At 47.0% G+C, this 17,969-nt stretch carries 12 protein-coding genes and 1 tRNA gene; 12 read left to right on the top strand and 1 reads right to left on the bottom strand.

The window, feature by feature from the left end:
* Nucleotides 1-20: 20 nt before the first annotated feature.
* The 7 genes from purL to RIH33_RS15470 all read left to right on the top strand — a co-directional run bounded on the left by purL (nt 21) and on the right by RIH33_RS15470 (nt 7,671).
* Nucleotides 21-3,701 carry a phosphoribosylformylglycinamidine synthase gene (gene purL, locus RIH33_RS15500; RefSeq protein ID WP_406653229.1) on the top strand — a complete coding sequence of 1,227 codons (3,681 nt, stop codon included), beginning with the start codon at nt 21-23 and terminating at the stop codon, nt 3,699-3,701.
* A 57-nt stretch (nt 3,702-3,758) separates the two neighbouring features.
* Nucleotides 3,759-3,831 (top strand) — tRNA-Gln (locus RIH33_RS15495).
* Between the two features lie 52 nt (nt 3,832-3,883).
* Nucleotides 3,884-4,813, top strand: coding sequence for a ribose-phosphate pyrophosphokinase (locus tag RIH33_RS15490; RefSeq protein WP_406653228.1), 930 nt, complete (start codon nt 3,884-3,886; stop codon nt 4,811-4,813).
* A gap of 28 nt (nt 4,814-4,841) precedes the next feature.
* A complete protein-coding gene (locus RIH33_RS15485; protein ID WP_406653227.1) occupies nt 4,842-5,474 on the top strand; it encodes a 50S ribosomal protein L25/general stress protein Ctc in 633 nt (210 codons plus the stop codon).
* Nucleotides 5,475-5,545: 71 nt separating this feature from the next.
* Nucleotides 5,546-6,103: an aminoacyl-tRNA hydrolase gene (gene pth, locus RIH33_RS15480; RefSeq protein ID WP_406653225.1), complete on the top strand. Its 558-nt coding sequence runs from the start codon at nt 5,546-5,548 to the stop codon at nt 6,101-6,103.
* 1 nt (nt 6,104) lies between these two features.
* Complete coding sequence (locus RIH33_RS15475; protein ID WP_406653224.1) at nt 6,105-6,398, top strand: MTH1187 family thiamine-binding protein; 294 nt, start codon at nt 6,105-6,107, stop codon at nt 6,396-6,398.
* 19 nt (nt 6,399-6,417) lie between these two features.
* Entirely contained in the window at nt 6,418-7,671 is a 1,254-nt protein-coding gene (locus RIH33_RS15470) for an NAD(P)/FAD-dependent oxidoreductase (RefSeq protein WP_406653223.1), read from the top strand.
* Nucleotides 7,672-7,687: 16 nt separating this feature from the next.
* Here RIH33_RS15470 and RIH33_RS15465 read toward each other — a convergent pair whose 3' ends face one another.
* Nucleotides 7,688-9,229 (bottom strand): alpha-N-arabinofuranosidase, encoded by a 1,542-nt coding sequence (locus RIH33_RS15465; RefSeq protein ID WP_406653222.1) that lies wholly within the window; start codon nt 9,227-9,229, stop codon nt 7,688-7,690.
* Nucleotides 9,230-9,362: 133 nt separating this feature from the next.
* Here RIH33_RS15465 and RIH33_RS15460 point away from each other — a divergent pair, with 133 nt between their 5' ends.
* The 5 genes from RIH33_RS15460 to RIH33_RS15440 all read left to right on the top strand — a co-directional run bounded on the left by RIH33_RS15460 (nt 9,363) and on the right by RIH33_RS15440 (nt 17,923).
* Nucleotides 9,363-9,866: an NADPH-dependent FMN reductase gene (locus tag RIH33_RS15460; protein ID WP_406653220.1), complete on the top strand. Its 504-nt coding sequence runs from the start codon at nt 9,363-9,365 to the stop codon at nt 9,864-9,866.
* A 4-nt stretch (nt 9,867-9,870) separates the two neighbouring features.
* Complete coding sequence (locus RIH33_RS15455; RefSeq protein ID WP_406653218.1) at nt 9,871-10,449, top strand: RNA polymerase sigma factor; 579 nt, start codon at nt 9,871-9,873, stop codon at nt 10,447-10,449.
* 4 nt (nt 10,450-10,453) lie between these two features.
* Nucleotides 10,454-10,813 carry a hypothetical protein gene (locus RIH33_RS15450; RefSeq protein ID WP_406653216.1) on the top strand — a complete coding sequence of 120 codons (360 nt, stop codon included), beginning with the start codon at nt 10,454-10,456 and terminating at the stop codon, nt 10,811-10,813.
* A gap of 116 nt (nt 10,814-10,929) precedes the next feature.
* Entirely contained in the window at nt 10,930-14,178 is a 3,249-nt protein-coding gene (locus RIH33_RS15445; RefSeq protein WP_406653215.1) for an amidohydrolase family protein, read from the top strand.
* A 382-nt stretch (nt 14,179-14,560) separates the two neighbouring features.
* Nucleotides 14,561-17,923: a PAS domain S-box protein gene (locus tag RIH33_RS15440; RefSeq protein WP_406653214.1), complete on the top strand. Its 3,363-nt coding sequence runs from the start codon at nt 14,561-14,563 to the stop codon at nt 17,921-17,923.
* The last annotated feature ends 46 nt before the right edge of the window (nt 17,924-17,969 follow it).

Below are 17,969 nucleotides of genomic sequence, written 5' to 3'. Positions count from 1 at the left end.
CAAATACAAGGTCCTCTCGCATGATTTACATCTTTCAAAAATCCACGGAACTCATTTACGTGGTAGGCAGTAAAGTCAAAATCACCCCTGACACAGAAAAAAAACTGGAATGGCTCTTATCCGGTGCCAAACTCCTCCCCGATCAAAGCATTCGGGGCTCATTTGTGGGGCCGCGAAAAGAAATGATCACACCATGGAGTACCAATGCCGTGGAGATCACAGAAAACGCGGGTATTCAGGGCCTTGAGCGCATTGAGGTATTCAGAGCAAACAATGGCCAACTTTTTGACCCCATGCTCCAGCAGAAGTATAAGCTGATAGATCAGGAAATCTTTACGCTGAAGATCACGCCTGCACCCATTCAGTACATAGAAGACCTTGAAGCTTATAACAAAAGTGAAGGGCTGGCCTTGAGCCAGGAAGAAATTGACTTCCTCAAAGAAGTCGCAGAAGAAATTGGCCGAAACCTGACCGATTCGGAAGTCTTTGGGTTTTCACAAGTTAACTCTGAGCACTGTCGTCACAAGATTTTCAATGGCACGTTCATCATCGATGGTGACGAGCAGCCCATGACCCTTTTTCAGTGGATCAAAAAAACCTCCAAAGATCACCCGGGACAGATCGTCTCTGCTTACAAGGACAATGTGGCTTTTGTGAAAGGGCCTGTGGTAGAGCAATTTGCTCCCCGAACACAAGATAAACCGGACTTTTTCGAGGTGAAGGATTTTGACTCCATCATTTCTCTCAAAGCAGAAACTCACAACTTCCCTACCACTGTGGAGCCGTTCAACGGTGCGGCTACGGGTTCCGGTGGTGAGATCAGGGATCGCATGGCCGGCGGTATTGGTAGTTTTCCCCTGGCCGGATCAGCTGTGTACATGACTTCTTATTCCAGACTGGAAGAAGGGAGAAAATGGGAAGAAAAGGTAAATCCAAGAAAATGGCTTTATCAATCCCCTAAGGACATTTTGATCAAAGCCTCCAACGGCGCCAGTGATTACGGCAACAAATTTGGTCAGCCTCTCATCTGCGGCAGTGTCCTCACTTTTGAGCACGAAGAAAATAACGAGACCATTGCATTCGACAAGGTAATCATGTTGGCAGGCGGTATTGGATTCGCTAAGCTGAAGGATGGCATTAAAAAGAAAGTACAGAAAGACCAGACTGTAGTGATCCTTGGAGGTGACAACTACCGAATCGGGATGGGTGGAAGCGCGGTAAGTTCTGTAGATACCGGGGCCTTCGACACCTCTCTGGAACTGAACGCCGTACAGCGCTCCAATCCGGAAATGCAAAAAAGAGTAGCTAACGCCATCAGGGCTATGGCTGAGTTGGATGATAATCCTATTGTATCCATCCACGACCATGGAGCTGGTGGGCACCTCAACTGCCTGTCAGAGCTGGTAGAAGATACCGGTGGTGACTTCAAACTTGAAAACTTCCCTGTGGGTGACCCCACACTTTCTGAAAAAGAGCTCATCGGCAATGAATCCCAGGAGCGCATGGGGTTGGTGATTGACCCGGATAAGGCGGAGTACCTGCGCAATGTGTCACTGCGCGAAAGGGCACCATATTACGAAGTAGGTACCACTTCCGATAAAATGGAACTAAAATTCAGTCGCACAGGAGCCAATCAGGCCCCCTTCGACCTGAAAATGAACCACTTGTTCGGAGCCTCTCCCAGGACCATCCTGACAGATAAAACCCAGGCCAAATCTTTTCCTGAAAAGGAATATGATGCCACTAAGATCGAGGATTATATAGAAAGGGTGTTGCAGTTGGAAGCAGTGGCCTGCAAAGACTGGCTCACTAACAAAGTGGATCGCTCGGTAACCGGAAAGGTCGCTGTGCAGCAAACTGTGGGTGCCGTGCAGGTGCCTCTCAATAATGTAGCTGTCATGGCGTTGGACTACCTCAGCAACAAAGGTATTGCCACTTCTATAGGACATGCACCCGTTCCCGCACTGATCAATGCTGGTGCCGGATCACGATTGTCGATCACAGAGTCCCTGACCAACCTTGTGTGGGCTCCTTTGACCCTTGGGCTGCCAGGTGTATCACTCAGCGCCAACTGGATGTGGCCAGCCAAAAACGACGGGGAGAATGCCCGACTGTATCAGGCGGTGAAGGAAATGAGTGAGTTTGCTTCGGCACTGGGTATCAATATCCCTACCGGAAAAGACTCCTTGTCCATGGCCCAGAAATATCCTGATGGCAAGAAGGTTCTGGCTCCAGGCACTGTAATAGTTAGTTCAGTAGCTGAAGTGAGTAATATCCGAAAGGTGGTGACTCCCAATCTTAAGGACGTTTCTGAGAGTTCGCTGATCTACATTCGTTTTAGCAATCAGCCCATGGCCATTGGGGGCAGCAGCTTTGCTCAGGCCAATGGCTTCATTGGCAATGAAGCCCCGGATACAGACCCGGAAACCGTAGTGAAAGCATTCAATGCCCTACAGGAACTCATCCAGCAAAACCTCGTTCTCGCCGGCCATGATGTCTCGGCCGGAGGGCTGATTACCACCTTATTGGAGATGAACTTCCCTAACGTTGCGGGAGGCATGGCCATCAACCTGGATAAATTCGATGAAATTGATATCACCAAGGTCCTTTTTTCTGAAAATCCTGCGGTGGTCATTCAAACACAAAGGCCTGACAATGTCCTGAGTTTATTGAAACTTCATGGGGCTGATGCCAGTGTCATAGGTACAACCACCGATAAGCGAACAATTAGCCTCAGAAAAGACGACTGGAACCTGGACTTATCCATCGACCACCTTAGGGACATTTGGTTCAAGACCTCTCATCTGCTGGATCGTGAGCAATCTGATCCCGCTCATGCAGACCTGAGGTTCAATAATTTCAAAGAGCAATCGCTCACTTACCAGTTTCCGGAAAACTATACGGGCACTTTTGCTAAATATGGGATTGATCCCAAAAGGCGAACTTCCACGGGAATTAAAGCAGCCATCATCAGAGAAAAGGGAGTCAATGGAGACCGGGAAATGGCCTATGCACTCTACCTGGCGGGCTTTGATGTGAAAGACGTGCACATGACTGACCTCATCAGCGGCCGTGAAGACCTCAGTGAAGTGAACATGATTGTTTTCGTGGGTGGATTCTCCAATTCTGACGTATTAGGCTCTGCCAAAGGATGGGCCGGATCATTTCTTTTCAATGAAAAAGCCAAAGCAGCTTTGGATGCATTTTACGCACGTGAGGACACCCTTTCCCTTGGAGTTTGCAATGGTTGCCAGCTAATGATGGAACTGGGGCTTATCTATCCGGAGCTAGGTGAACAACATCCACGAATGAATCACAACAGTTCTGGTAAATTTGAGTCTGCGTTCATCAATGTGGATGTACTGGACAATAATACCGTGATGTTCGGATCGCTCAGCAATAGTAAGCTGGGTATCTGGCTGGCGCATGGCGAAGGCAGGTTTGTACTCCCGGGTAAACCAGAGGATTACAACATTCCGGTGAAGTATTCTTATGAAGCCTTCCCTGGCAACCCCAACGGAAGTGATTTTGCAACCGCTGCAGTGGCCTCCAATGACGGAAGACATGTAGCCATCATGCCCCACCTGGAGCGGTCCATTTTCCCCTGGAATTGGGCTCACAATGAAGAAATCAAAGACAATGAGGTGTCCATTTGGATTGAACCGTTTGTAAATGCACGGGACTGGATAAAAAACCTTTAATAATTGCATGGTGGCCTTTTGATTTTTAAAAAAGACTACTACTTTTGCAATCCGTTTTGGCCTATGGTGTAACTGGCAACACGTCTGATTTTGGTTCAGAAGAGTCTAGGTTCGAGCCCTAGTAGGCCAACAGATCCCGGTCCAACTTATATGGATCGGGATTATTTATTTAAACGACTGTCATGTCCTCAGTAAAAATTTTTGCAGGAAAAGGTACAACAGAACTAGCCAGCAGCATTGCCGAGCAGTATGGGAAACCTTTGGGTAACTCCACTTCGCAAAAATTCAGTGATGGCGAATTGAACTTCAGCTTCAACGAATCCATACGGGGAAGTGACCTATTCCTGATCCAATCTACCACTCCACCTTCTGACAACATCATTGAGCTATTGCTCATGATAGATGCTGCCAGACGTGCCAGTGCCCAGTACGTCACTGTAGTAGTCCCTTATTTTGGATATGCCCGTCAGGATCGAAAGGATCGTCCACGTGTATCTATCGCAGCCAAAATGATGGCTAATCTGCTCACGGCAGCTGGCGCCAACAGGCTGATGACGATGGATCTTCACGCCGGACAAATTCAGGGATTTTTTGACATCCCTGTTGATCACCTGGATGGCTCAGCTATTTTTATTCCGTACATCAAAAGCTTAAATCTGGATAACCTGATTTTCGCCTCTCCCGATGTGGGCGGGACTGCCAGGTCCAGAACATTTGCCAAGTATTTTGAGGCCGACATGGTAGTGTGTGATAAGCACAGAAAACGCGCCAATGAAATTGCCTCGATGCAGGTGATTGGTGATGTAGAAGGTAAAGATGTAGTACTGGTGGATGACCTGGCGGACACGGCAGGAACCATCTGCAAAGCCGCTAACCTATTGAAAGAAAAAGGCGCGACAAGTGTGAGGGCAGTATGTACACACCCTATCCTCTCCGGAAAAGCCTACGAAAACATTGAGTCATCAGAACTTGAAGAACTGATCACGACAGACACCATTCCGCTAAAGCAGAAGAGTGATAAAATAAAAGTATTGACGGTAGCCGACCTTTTTGCGAAAGCCATCAGGAAAGTGCATGACCATGAGTCAATCAGTGCATTATTCATTAAGTAACAAACAAACAATTTAAATACATAATTTTATGAAAAGCGTTGAGATTATAGGGTATAAAAGAGCAAATCTTGGCAAGACCGAAGCTAAAAGATTAAGAGCTGAAGGAATGGTCCCTGGTGTACTTTACGGTGGTGAAGAACAGATCCATTTTTATGCTCCGATGATTTTATTCCGAGAGCTTGTCTATACCGACGAAGCACATTTTATCAACTTGAACGTGGAAGGTCAGATTTTTGAAGCCATTCTTCAAGACATCCAGTTTCACCCGGTAAGTGAAATGATCGTGCATGTGGACTTTCTGCAGTTGTTCAGAGGCACTAAAATCAAGATGAACATCCCTGTACACCCGGTTGGAACACCTCCTGGTATCCAGCAAGGTGGTAAGTTGATCAAGAAATTGAGATTCCTTACCGTAAAAGCATTGCCAAAAGACATGCCGGAGCACATCAACATTGATGTATCCAAATTGGGTCTTGGTAAGTCTGTAAAAGTAGGTGATGTTCCTGCTGAGAACTTCGAAGTATTGAACAATCCACTTGTGACCATCATGGGTATTGAAATCCCTAGAGCACTTAGAGGAAAGTCTATCGAAGGTGAAGAAGAAGAAGGTGAAGAGGGAGAAGGTAGCGAAGAAGCTGCTGAAGCTCCTGCAGAAGGATAATCCGAATTTTCATTGTAATAAACGAATCCTACCCCGAGCAATCAGGGTAGGATTTTTTATTTTAGCGCTCTATGAAATACTTAATTGCCGGCCTGGGAAATATAGGTGCCGAATATGAGCTTACACGCCATAATATCGGCTTTTTAATCCTGGACAGACTCGCCGACCATGAAGGTCTGAAATTTGAACATGACAGGCATTCCTTCATTACCGAACTCAAATACAAAGGCCGCAGCATCCACCTGATGAAGCCCACTACTTACATGAACCTGAGTGGAAAAGCGGTGAACTATTGGCTCACCCAGCTGAAAATACCCAAAGATAACTTGCTGGTGATCACCGACGATATCGCCCTCCCCTATGGTAAATTAAGACTCAAGGCCAAGGGGTCTGCAGGAGGTCATAACGGACTCAAAAACATAGAGCAGATGATCGGAGGACAGGATTACCCCAGACTAAGATTTGGTGTAGGGGACGGATTCGGTAAAGGCCAGCAGGTAGATTATGTGCTCAGCCCTTTCAATCAACAGGAAATGGACGAAATTGTCCTCAATATGGATCTGGCCATCGATGCCCTCCTCTCCTTTTGTACCATTGGGCTCGAACGAACCATGAATCAATTTAACTGACATGACTGACCATCTAACAACAATAGGCCTTCAAATCATTCCTAAAAGCAAAGCACTCCACACCTATGATTTGGTGGATGAAGCCATTGAAGTGATTCAGGCAAGTGGGATCAAACACCAGATCACTCCCTTTGAGACGGTGATGGAGGGAAAATATGAGGACATCATGAAAGTATGCGACCGGGCCCAAAAAGCGGTGCTTGCTGCCGGAGCAGAAGAATGTCTGGTCTATTTTCGCATCCACTACCGCAAGGATGCGGATGTAACATTTGAAGAAAAAAGGCTGGACAGATGAACCATAACGCTACCGTCCGTTGAGCCATTCCCCAAAGAAGAAAGTAATCATCGTCGGAGGTGGTGCAGCTGGCTTTTTCACTGCCATCAACATTGCCGAAAAACAACCGCACTTGGAAGTGACGATTCTGGAGAAAACCAGCAAACTCCTGAGCAAAGTCAAGGTATCAGGAGGGGGACGGTGCAACGTGACCAATGCGCGACAACAGCCCTCAGAACTCACCCCCTTCTACCCACGGGGAGGCAAAAAACTGTATCCTGTTTTTAAGGAATTTTCTACCTCGGACATGGTCAGCTGGCTCAGCGACCGGGGTGTGCAGACGCATACAGAAGCCGACCTGAGGATGTTTCCTATCACCAACTCCTCCCAGACCATTATTGACTGTTTCACGAGTGAAGCGGCAAGGTTGGGTGTGAAAGTGATCCAAAACTGTGGGGTAAAACACCTGGAGGCTTCGGAAAATCAATGGAAACTGGATACTACTCAGGGAATCATGCTGACAGATAAGCTGGTGATGGCTACGGGTAGCACGCCTTCTGTCTGGGGATTATTAGGTCAATTGGGGTTGGAGTTAGTACCTCCGGTACCCTCACTTTTTACCTTCAACATTAAAGATCCGCGTATTTCAGGCCTTATGGGGATTACTTTCCCTGAGGTTAACATCCGCATCACGGGCACCAAACTGGAAGAGACCGGACCTCTGCTGATCACCCACTGGGGCCTGAGCGGCCCCGCCGTACTCAAACTCTCCGCCTGGGGAGCCAGAGAACTCTCCGAAAAAGGATATCACTTCCAGATCCTTGTTAATTACCTGGGCAAGCGATCCAACACAGATTTGCGACAATGGTTTGACGAACAAAAGCAGAATCATCCCAAACGAAGAATCCTCAACTACCCACCGGGAGAGTTGACCAAACGATTTTGGGAGCAGCTCTGCGCCTACTGTGACATCCCCGAGCAAAGTGCCTATGGAGAAATTTCTAAAAAACAGGTCAATAAGCTAACCGAGGAACTTACCCAGGGGCTTTATGAAGTGAAAGGCAAGAGCACCTTCAAGGAAGAATTTGTAACCAGCGGGGGGGTCAACTTATCAGAGGTAAACCTCCAGACATTTGAAGCTCGCAGATTTCCAAACCTCTATCTGGCAGGTGAGGTGCTAGACATAGACGCCCTCACCGGTGGATTCAATTTTCAAGCTTGCTGGAGCGCCGGATGGGTAATATCAGAACACTTCCAGAAGTCAGTTAACCCTTCACAATCAGGAAATTCCTGATTGTGAAGGGTTCAATTTACTCAATCTCCAGCACCACCACTGAAAAGGGAGGCAGGTTGACTGTGAGCACCCCATTTTTCACTTTGAAGTCCTTAAAGTCCTTTGGTGCAATTTTATTGGGGTTGTCAAAGGTGTTGTGGTCCTGCAAGGAAGCCGATGACAGGATTGACCCCTTCACGGTTTTCAAGTCGTTTCCATGAATGCTTACAGTGGTACTATGGGCTTTTTTGGCGTCAATATTCACCAATGAAACATGCATTGCTCCACCCGTATCTCTGGAAGCTGACACTGAAAGCGCAGGAAGTTTTTTTCCATCCAACAGGTAATCGGGTGTCTCCACACTCAACGGAAGCAGGATAGCATCCTGATGTACGTTGTAGAGCTTCATGACATGGTAAGTGGGTGTGAGCAGCATTTTTTCCGCATCGGTAAGAATCACTGCCTGTAGTACATTCACCGCCTGAGCGATGTTGGCCATTTTCACCCGCTCTGCATGATTGTTAAAAATGTTCAGCACAGCTCCGGCGATCATAGCATCCCGCATTGTATTTTGCTGATAGAGTACTCCTTTCTCCGTATCACCATCATACCAGCCTCCCCATTCATCTACAAAAAGGGCCACTTTCTTTTCAGGATCATATTTATCCATAATGGTCGAATGGCGGGTTACAAACTCTTCCATTTTCAGGGATTCCTCCATGGTTTTAAAGTACTGAGCCTCTGAGAAGCCCACATCAGGCCCCTTATCACTCCAGCTCAACACAGAGTAATGATGAAGGGCCACGGCTTCCATCAGCTCATGTGGCACGTTCTTCATCAGAGTCTCTGTCCAGTGATAATCGTTACCGGAGGCACCGGATGCTATTCGTTCTATTTTGGCAGACCCGGACCAGCCGGGCATGAAAGTGGCGTATTGCCGGTAGATATTGGCATAATATTCAGCGGTCATATTACCACCGCAACCCCAGGTCTCATTGCCCACACCCCAGTATTTAACAGCCCAGGGTTTCTCCCGCCCGTTGGCTCTTCGCCAGTCAGCCATTGGGCTCACCCCGTCATGGTTGGTGTATTGCACCCAGTCGATCACCTCCTGCACCGTACCACTGCCTACATTGGCTGATAAGTAAGGTTCCGCTCCGAGTTCTTCACAAAGATTCAAAAAATTGTGGGTACCAAAACTGTTGTCTTCTGTGGTACCTCCCCACCAGCGGTTCACAATAGTGGGTCGCTCATTCTGCGGCCCTACTCCATCTTTCCAGTGGTAAGTATCTGCAAAACACCCGCCCGGCCAGCGCAGATTGGGCACTTTCAAATCCTTGAGTGCCTGAATAATATCATTTCTCACGCCATCTGTATGAGGAATGGTTTCATTGTCCGCGCCTACATAAAATCCATCGTAGATACACCTGCCCAGATGCTCCGCAAAATGTCCGTAAATGTGTCGACTGATCTGATGCTTACCCTGATCAGCATTGATAATGACTGAAGCGTCCTGAGCGCTCAATAGGCCAGATAAACCAAGCGCCAGAAGTAGGCTGACTATTTTTTGGATTTTCATATTGTTTATTAAGTGTGATTATTACACTTTAAAGATACTGAAAAAAATCTTTCTGACAATTTCACATTTCTTTCAATCATTTAAAATATAATCCCCGCCTATCCGTCTATAAGCTCAGGTCAAACCAACTAACATGAATGTAGCGATCATCATTACCGATACTCAAGCTGTCAGACACTCACCTCTGGTTGCCCTGGAGCTGGACGAACGCCTCACAGGACTCGGCCTGGATGCCTCGATCCTGGATTTAGCTGACACCTCATATCAGATCGATGAACTGGCGGGCTATGACTATTACCTTTTGGTGGGAGGTCATGCCGGCCCGCTCTATAACCAGGACACCCACAAACTACTCACCAACTACAGAACACTTTGGCGAAATAGAAAGATCGCCACCGTGATGGTCTCAAGCGAGCATATGCTTGCAGAATCGGCCAACGAGCAACTGCGGACGGTACTCAAAAGTCTTAGTGCTGATTTGCTGCCGGAGAGCCTTCTGGTGATGGATCCTGAAAAGAAATTTGACGAGTCCTTAAATTTGATTGACAGCAGTCTAAATTTAGCCATGTATCGATTTCTTTTTCTTCTCGTCTATGGAGAAGGAGCAAAAAAAACCGATAGCAGAATGAGCGCCTGATACAATGAAGCCCGCCGTTATTTCCATGGATCAAAAAAATGAGCATATCGAAAGAACGGTGAACACCTACCGTGGAAAGCTGCTGAATTTCATCAGAAAATTTGTCTCTGGAAGTGATGATGCCGAGGACGTGTTGCAAGACGTATTCTATCAGTTTGTGGTTGGATATGACCGTATAGAATCACTCGATCAGATTTCCGGATGGCTCTTCAGAGTGGCTCGAAACAAGGCCACCGACAATCACCGAAAAATGCGCCCAATGGCCTTTTCGAATATGGACCTCATGCAGGACGATGATGGAGCACCGCTAATGTTGGAGGATATATTACCCGACACCAGTAATCTCCCGGACAGGGAACTCCTGGGAGAAATGATCTGGGCTAAAATAGAAGAATTATTGGCACAGATGCCTTCGAAGCAACGAGAAGTATTTGTCTGGCATGAGTTTGAGCAAAAAAGTTTTAAAGAAATGGCTGAAGAAACCGGAGAAACCCTCAACACCATGATCTCCAGGAAACGGTACGCCATTCTTGCCCTCCGGGAAGGCCTGGCGGATTTATATAAGGATTTGATAAACGACTAAAAGTATGAAACGATTTTGGTTTGTGAAATTTATGAAAATAGCGGTGATGATTCTGCTGTTTTTCTCATTGGCAAGTGCACTCGTCATGGTGCTCTGGAACGCCCTGATGCCCGCAATTTTTGGATTGGTATCCATTACTTTTTGGCAGGCTGCTGGTCTCTTGTTGCTCTCCAAACTGATCTTTGGGTTTGGTAAAGGAGGCAAACCCGGGCATCAGCATGGTCCCCCATGGAAACACTGGCAGCACAAATGGCACAACATGCCCGAAGATCAGCGTGAAAAGTGGAAACAGAAGTTTGCCGATAAGTGGTGTACCGGAAAGCATGAAACAGAGAAAACAGGATTAAAAAAGGAGGCCGACTAGGCCTTTTTTTTGTGAAGTAACATCATACCACCCAATTGCTCATATCCCCACTCACAAAAAGGAGTACTGCCCGGTCAAAACTTTCATTAATTTAGGAGCTATAAACAAACCCGAACATGAGCAGAACCCTACTACCCCTCTTCTTTTTCTCATTTTTCATTTGTCAGGCGCAAAAAAACTGGGATGTCACCAGCCCGGTGGAGCCCTTTCAGGAAACCACCATCACCGTGGATGAAGGCACATGGATGAACCTGGATGTGAGCCCTGACGGGAAGCAAATTGTCTTCGACCTGCTGGGAGATATTTATACCATGCCCATTTCCGGAGGCGATGCCACCCCGCTTCGCACAGGCCATGCCTATGAAGTACAGCCAAGGTACAGCCCTGATGGTAAGAAAATCTCCTTCACCAGCGATGCTGGCGGGGGCGACAACATCTGGGTGATGGATACGGACGGCCAGAATGCCACACAGGTCACCAAGGAAGATTTCAGACTACTGAATAATGCGGTATGGACACCTGACGGGCAATACCTGATTGCCAGAAAACACTTCACCTCCCAGCGATCACTTGGGGCCGGAGAAATGTGGCTTTACCATATCTCCGGAGGATCAGGCATCCAGCTCACCACTCGAAAAAATGACCAGCAGGATGCGGGTGAACCCTGGGTCTCTGGCCAACACCTTTATTATAGCGAGGATGTCTATCCTGGCGGACATTTCCAGTACAACAAAGACCCAAACAGCCAGATCTATGTCATCAAACGCTACGACAGGACTACCGGCAAGACAGAAACCGTCATTAGCGGACCTGGCGGAGCAGTACGGCCGCAAACTTCTCCTGATGGCTCCAAGCTGGCATTTGTGCGGAGAGTTCGTACCAAATCAGTACTCTACATTCATGACCTGGCCACAGGTATTCAAAAGGCGGTGTACGATGACCTGACAAAGGATCAGCAGGAAGCATGGGCGATTTTCGGGGTGTACCCCAACTTCAACTGGCTCCCGGACAATCAAACCATTGTGCTCTACGCCAAAGGAAAAATCAGAAAGCTCAATACTCAGACCGCAGAATCCACGATCATTCCGTTTAAGGCATCAGCTACACATCGCATTACAGACGCACCCATTTTCAAACAAAACCCGGCACCTGAGGCATTCCACTCCAGTGTGATCCGAAATGCCACCACTTCGCCCGATGGCAAACTCCTGGCCTTCAACGCCGCAGGTCATCTCTACACGATGAAACTGCCAAATGGCACCCCAAAACGCCTGACTACCAGTACAGATTTTGAGTATGAACCTGCTTTTTCTCCCGACTCAAAGAACATAGTGTACGTCACCTGGTCAGATGAGCGCAAGGGTTCGATCAATAAAATACCAGTAACCGGAGGTACTCCTACCCGACTGACGTCAGAAAAAGGCATCTATCGGACCCCTTCATTTTCAAAGGATGGGAAAACCCTGGTGTTTCGGAAGGATGAAGGTGACGGTACACTGGGACATGCCTATACCGTAAAGCCGGGCATATATACCATGCCAGTGGTGGGCGGCACCCCGACTTTTATTTGTGAAGATGGTGAAAATCCCACCTTTAATAAGAGCGGAGACCGACTGTACCTGCAAACCGGTGGTTACCTCTTCGGGAGTCTGGATAAGTCTTATAAAAGTGTGAACCTCAAGGGAGAAGATGAAAAAGTTCATTTCCATTCGAAGTACGCTAACCAGTACACCATCAGTCCTGATGGAAAATGGCTGGCCTTTGGTGAACTCTACGATGTGTTTGTGATGCCCTTTTCAGACCATGGCCAAACCTTTGAACTGACAGGAAGCTCCAAGGCCCTACCCGTAACAAAGGTGGCTGACGATGCTGGCATCAACCTGCAATGGTCGGCAAATGGTGAGGCCCTCCAGTGGACATTAGGAAACAAATATCACTCTGTCAACATCAAAGATTGCTTTACATTTTTGGAAGGCTCACCCGATAGCATTGGAGAGATTCCAAAATCTACCATTCAGATTGAGGTTGAGCTCAAAACCGATGTACCATCAGGTAGCATAGCCCTATCGGGAGGTAAGGTAATCACTATGAGTGGTGAGGAAATCCTGGAGAATGGTGTCGTGCTGATAAGTGGCAACAGGATTGTAGCCGTGGGTAACAAAGGAGAATTGGAAATCCCCGCGGATGCCAAAGTGATTGATGTGTCAGGTAAGGTGGTGATGCCCGGCCTGATCGATACACACGCTCACCTACGGGCCTTCCGATATGGCATCAGCCCGCAGAAGGAATGGTCATATTACGCCAACCTTGCTTTTGGCGTCACCGCCACCCATGACCCTTCCTCCAACTCCGAAACCTCTATGTCTCAATCTGAGATGGTTCGCACAGGAATAATGGTCGGTCCAAGGATATTTTCGACCGGCACCATACTCTATGGAGCCGATGGTGACTTCAAGGCTGTGATCAACAAATATGAAGATGCCCAAAGCGCAATTGCCCGAACCAAGGCCTACGGTACCTTCAGTGTAAAGAGCTATAACCAGCCACGTCGAGAACAACGCCAGATGATCATCAAAGCCGCCCGTGAAAATGAGATCATGGTTTATCCTGAAGGTGGTTCTACCTTCTTTCATAACATGACCATGATTCTTGATGGGCACACCAGTGTCGAGCACAACATCCCTGTGGCTCCCCTTTATCAGGATGTTATTAAGCTTTGGTCGGCCAGTAAAACCAGCAACACTCCCACCCTCATCGTAAATTATGGTGGCCTCAATGGGGAGTACTTCTGGTATCAAAAGACCAATGTGTGGGAAAACGAGAAACTGATGAAATATACCCCAAGGGCCATTATTGACAGTCGGTCCAGACACAGAACCATGGCTCCCGATGATGAATATGAAAACGGTCACATACTCGTCTCCCAATCGTGCAAAGCACTGGTAGATGCCGGTGTGAAGGTGTGTGTAGGTGGTCATGGTCAGCTGCAGGGGCTCGGGGTGCACTGGGAGATGTGGAACCTGGCTCAGGGAGGTATGACCAACTACGAAGTACTCAGAGCGGCCACTATTCATGGAGCAGAATATATCGGGATGGAAGCGGATCTGGGCTCTATTGAAACGGGCAAACTGGCTGATCTGATCGTCTTAGACAGAGATCCCCTGGCGGATATCCGCCACTCAGAATCAGTGCAATACACCATGATCAACGGCAGGTTGTATGATACCAGTACGATGAATGAAATTGGTAATAACCCAAAGGCCAGAAGTCAGTTCTACTGGGAAATGGAGAGCTATAATGACAATTTTCCATGGCATGAAGAGAGCCATAGTTTTCAGGGATTACATTGCAGCTGCCAGCACTAGTTGGTGTTACTGAAATAGCAAAACCAAGGACAGGCCACTTCAAACAATCGAAATGGCCTGTTTTTTTTTTGGTTTTCCAATGCTTAATATCACAGGGTAAACGCCTAACCTGAGCAGTTATTCCTGTGCAAACAGGTCGTTCCGGCCGTTTCACAAGAACACCCTCATAACTATCTTCTGCTTTAATAGTTAGAGAATAACGTCCTGATTTCATAAATCGGATATATTTTTGCAGTCCCGACCTATTTGCAAAATCCAACACACTAAAGACAAAACTGCCAGGCTCCTCAATGGGCGTATAGTGCCTTGCCCCTGAAATACTCAAGCGTAGAGGAATAGATTGGTGTGATCAATACTTTGATCGCACAATATGGAATATTGAATGAAGAAGAGTTCTGAACATATCGCAATTGACATTGTCAACAACCTTCCGGGGTTGGTTATGCGCTATCAGCTCCGTTCAGATCAAACTGATGAAATCATATTTGCCAATAGAGCCGCATCCTCTCTGTTTCTACCTAAATCCAAAAGCCGTTTGGAAGCTCCCACCTTTTGGGCAATGGTACATCCCGAGGATTCAGCACTTCTGCATCAATCATTTTTCAGTTCTGCTGAAAAGCTCACTCAATGGGAGTTTGAATGGCGGGTCAAGACTGATGCGGGCTCAATTATTTGGTTATGGGGTACAGGTAACCCGGCACGACAAAAAGATGGAAGTACGGTTTGGGACTGTATAATCTCTGATATTACCTCAAGAAAAGCCGTTGGGGAAACTAGTGAATCCTTACCGGCCGACCATACCCTTCGTGAAGACTCAGAACGTCTATTATCGTTATTGATTAACAAGACGGAGGAAAGCTTTCTACTGCTCAACAAGGACCTGCGGGTAGTGAACTACAATGATCAATTCTTGAGAGAATTCGACTCCTATATGAGGAAAGTCGTCAAAGAAGGTGACTTAATTCTTGATTTTGTAACACCAGAGCTAAGAAAGCCTCTTGAAGAATTGTACTCAAGAGTACTTCAGGGCCAGGAAGAGTCCAAAGAATTTTCTATTCCCGTTGAAACCGAGTTATTTCATTTTCAGGTCAAGTATAATCCGGTGCCTGATGAAAGTGGTAGTATTGTTGGAGTGTTTGTCACTACAAAGGACATTACCGAAAGAAAACGCGCTGAAGAACAATTAGCCCTGAACAACAGCCTCTTCCGCTCTCTGGTAGAAAATGGTGCTGATGCGGTGATCATCATTGGGCCCGATGGCACACCAACCTACGTCTCCCCTTCCATTACCCGGGTATTGGGATATACAGAAGAAGAAGCCCTAACGCTCAACATGTTCGAACTGATCCACCCCGATGATGTTGATGGAGTGGTACAAAAAATGGAAGAGGTGATGGCAAATCCGGGAATAACCATACCTGGGAATACCTCACGCACCCGACACAAAGACGGATCCTGGCGATGGATGGAAGCCTCCATCACTAACATGCTCCATGACCCGATCATCAACGGGATTGTAGACAACTTCAGGGATGTTACCGAACAAAAGGAACTTCAGGACTTACTCAGAAACGCGAGCGAGCTGGCCAAGATAGGAAGCTGGGAGATTGACCTGATTAAACAATCTGTGTATTGGTCTGATGTGACCAAAAAAATCAGAGAAGCCGAACCCGATTTCGAGTCGGATCTTGATACTGGGATCAGCTATTTCAAGGAAGGCGATAGAGAGATCATAGAAAGCCGGGTAAAAGAGTGCATTGAAAATGGGACTCCCTGGGACGAAGAATTACAGATCACCACATTCAAAGGAAATTCCAAATGGGTCAGAACCATCGGGCGTGCTGAGTTTTCCGATGGTAAGTGCATCAGAATCTACGGCAGCTTTCAGGACATTGATGAAAATAAAATAGCCCACCTGGACTTGCTGAAGTTTAAGCAGGTCATAGAAAACTCACATGACGGCATTGCACTGGCCAACCCTCAAGGAAAGACGATCTACTTAAACCCAGCGATGGAGGAAACGCTGGGCCACACAGTAGAAAGCCTTCAACAAGCAAATGGTTCTATCAGTGTCTATTCAGACCCCGGCAAACTTGAAGAGGTATTTTCCGAGCTGTTATCCGGGGGCTATTGGAAGGGGGATGTGGAGCTCCTCAATAAACACAAGCAGCCAATCAATTTTCACTTAAGCGGAGGCCCTATATTCAACGACTCAGGTCAGCTTATGGCCATATATGGTATTCATACGGATATTTCCGAACGGATTCAGGCCGAGCAAAGACTCAAAGCGGCTTTTGAGGAAAAGAACCAAATTCTGGAGAGCATCGGCGATGCCTTTTTCGCTACGGACAGAAACTTCACAGTGACTTACTGGAACAGGCTGGCAGAAACCCTTACGGAAACCCCGAGAGAAAAAATTCTTGGGAAAAATCTCTGGGATGTATTCGGTGATGCTATTACACTGTCGTACTATGAAAATTACCATCGGGCCCTGAATGAAATGGTCACCGTGAACTTTGTAGACTACTACAAGCCCGTAAATAAATGGTTTGAGGTCAGTGCTTACCCTTCCGAAAGCGGACTTACGGTCTACTTCAGGGATGTCACGGAAAGAAACAAAACCCAGGAGGCCATTCTACAGTCAAACGACCGTTTCAAAAAAGTTTCGGAAGCCACCAATGATGCCATTTGGGATTGGGACATTATAAGTGATACTCTTTTCTGGGGTGAGGGTTTTAAGACCCTTTTCGGTCACGAAATGAAGGAAAACCAATCTTCTTCTTTCCTCTGGAGTAAAAACATTCACCCGGACGACCTGGACGATGTACTGGCCAGCCTCTTTGATGTGCTGGAAACCAACTCCACCAATAAATGGGAGAAGGAGTATAGATACCTCCGGTCAAACGGAACCTACGCTTTTGTCATAGACAGAGGTATGGCTATACGAGATGCCGAAGGAAAAGCAACAAGGATGGTGGGTGCAATGACCGACATCACTCATCGCAAAGAATATGAAGAATCTCTCAAAATTCTAAACGAAAACCTGGAGAAACAGGCCAAAGATTTGGCTATTTCCAACGCTGAGCTGGAGCAATTTGCCTACGTAGCTTCACATGACCTGCAGGAACCCCTTCGCATGGTCACAAGCTTCCTCACCAGACTGGAAAACAAGTATGACGCTCAGTTGGACGAAAAGGCACATCAGTACATTCATTTCGCCGTAGATGGAGCCAAAAGAATGCGACAGATCATTTTGGATTTGCTGCAGTTTTCCAGAGTGGGCCGGCATGAAGATGATCTGGAGGTGATCGAAGTACAGGAGATCGTGGCAGAGGTAGTCACCCTGCAAAAGAAAATTATCGAAGAGAAACAAGCCAATATCTCCATTGGCGATCTCCCTACCCTCCAAACTTTTCGATCCCCGCTGCTCCAGATATTTCATAACCTGATCAGTAATGCACTCAAATACACACAGGAAGGGCGGCCCTCTTTTATCAGCATCACCTGCTACTCCACCAATACCCATTGGCAGTTTTCAGTAGAGGACAATGGGATAGGCATAGAACCGGAATATTGTGATCAAATATTTATTATTTTTCAGCGGCTCCATCAAAAAGAAGAATACGGAGGCACAGGGATTGGCCTGGCCATAGTCAAAAAAATCATCGATAATATGGGTGGAAAAATATGGGTGGAATCTGTGCCCGGAGAAGGAAGTGCTTTTTACTTTACCCTGCCAAAGTGATATGTTGAGATACGAGAAAATATTTGGTCGGCTAGTCACGGTTCCT

The sequence above is a fragment of the Marinoscillum sp. genome, assembly GCF_040222955.1.
Taxonomy (GTDB): domain Bacteria; phylum Bacteroidota; class Bacteroidia; order Cytophagales; family Cyclobacteriaceae; genus Marinoscillum.
This window is presented reverse-complemented; position numbering and strand designations above follow the sequence as displayed.

Bases quoted from the DNA above. Each gene is read 5' to 3' on its own strand.
- RIH33_RS15485 (WP_406653227.1), top strand. From the start codon at position 4,842: ATGAAAAGCGTTGAGATTATAGGGTATAAAAGAGCAAATCTTGGCAAG.
- RIH33_RS15445 (WP_406653215.1), top strand. From the start codon at position 10,930: ATGAGCAGAACCCTACTACCCCTCTTCTTTTTCTCATTTTTCATTTGT.
- RIH33_RS15465 (WP_406653222.1), bottom strand. From the start codon at position 9,229: ATGAAAATCCAAAAAATAGTCAGCCTACTTCTGGCGCTTGGTTTATCT.
- RIH33_RS15440 (WP_406653214.1), top strand. From the start codon at position 14,561: ATGAAGAAGAGTTCTGAACATATCGCAATTGACATTGTCAACAACCTT.
- RIH33_RS15455 (WP_406653218.1), top strand. From the start codon at position 9,871: ATGAAGCCCGCCGTTATTTCCATGGATCAAAAAAATGAGCATATCGAA.
- RIH33_RS15460 (WP_406653220.1), top strand. From the start codon at position 9,363: ATGAATGTAGCGATCATCATTACCGATACTCAAGCTGTCAGACACTCA.
- RIH33_RS15475 (WP_406653224.1), top strand. From the start codon at position 6,105: ATGACTGACCATCTAACAACAATAGGCCTTCAAATCATTCCTAAAAGC.
- pth (WP_406653225.1), top strand. From the start codon at position 5,546: ATGAAATACTTAATTGCCGGCCTGGGAAATATAGGTGCCGAATATGAG.
- purL (WP_406653229.1), top strand. From the start codon at position 21: ATGATTTACATCTTTCAAAAATCCACGGAACTCATTTACGTGGTAGGC.
- RIH33_RS15450 (WP_406653216.1), top strand. From the start codon at position 10,454: ATGAAACGATTTTGGTTTGTGAAATTTATGAAAATAGCGGTGATGATT.
- RIH33_RS15490 (WP_406653228.1), top strand. From the start codon at position 3,884: ATGTCCTCAGTAAAAATTTTTGCAGGAAAAGGTACAACAGAACTAGCC.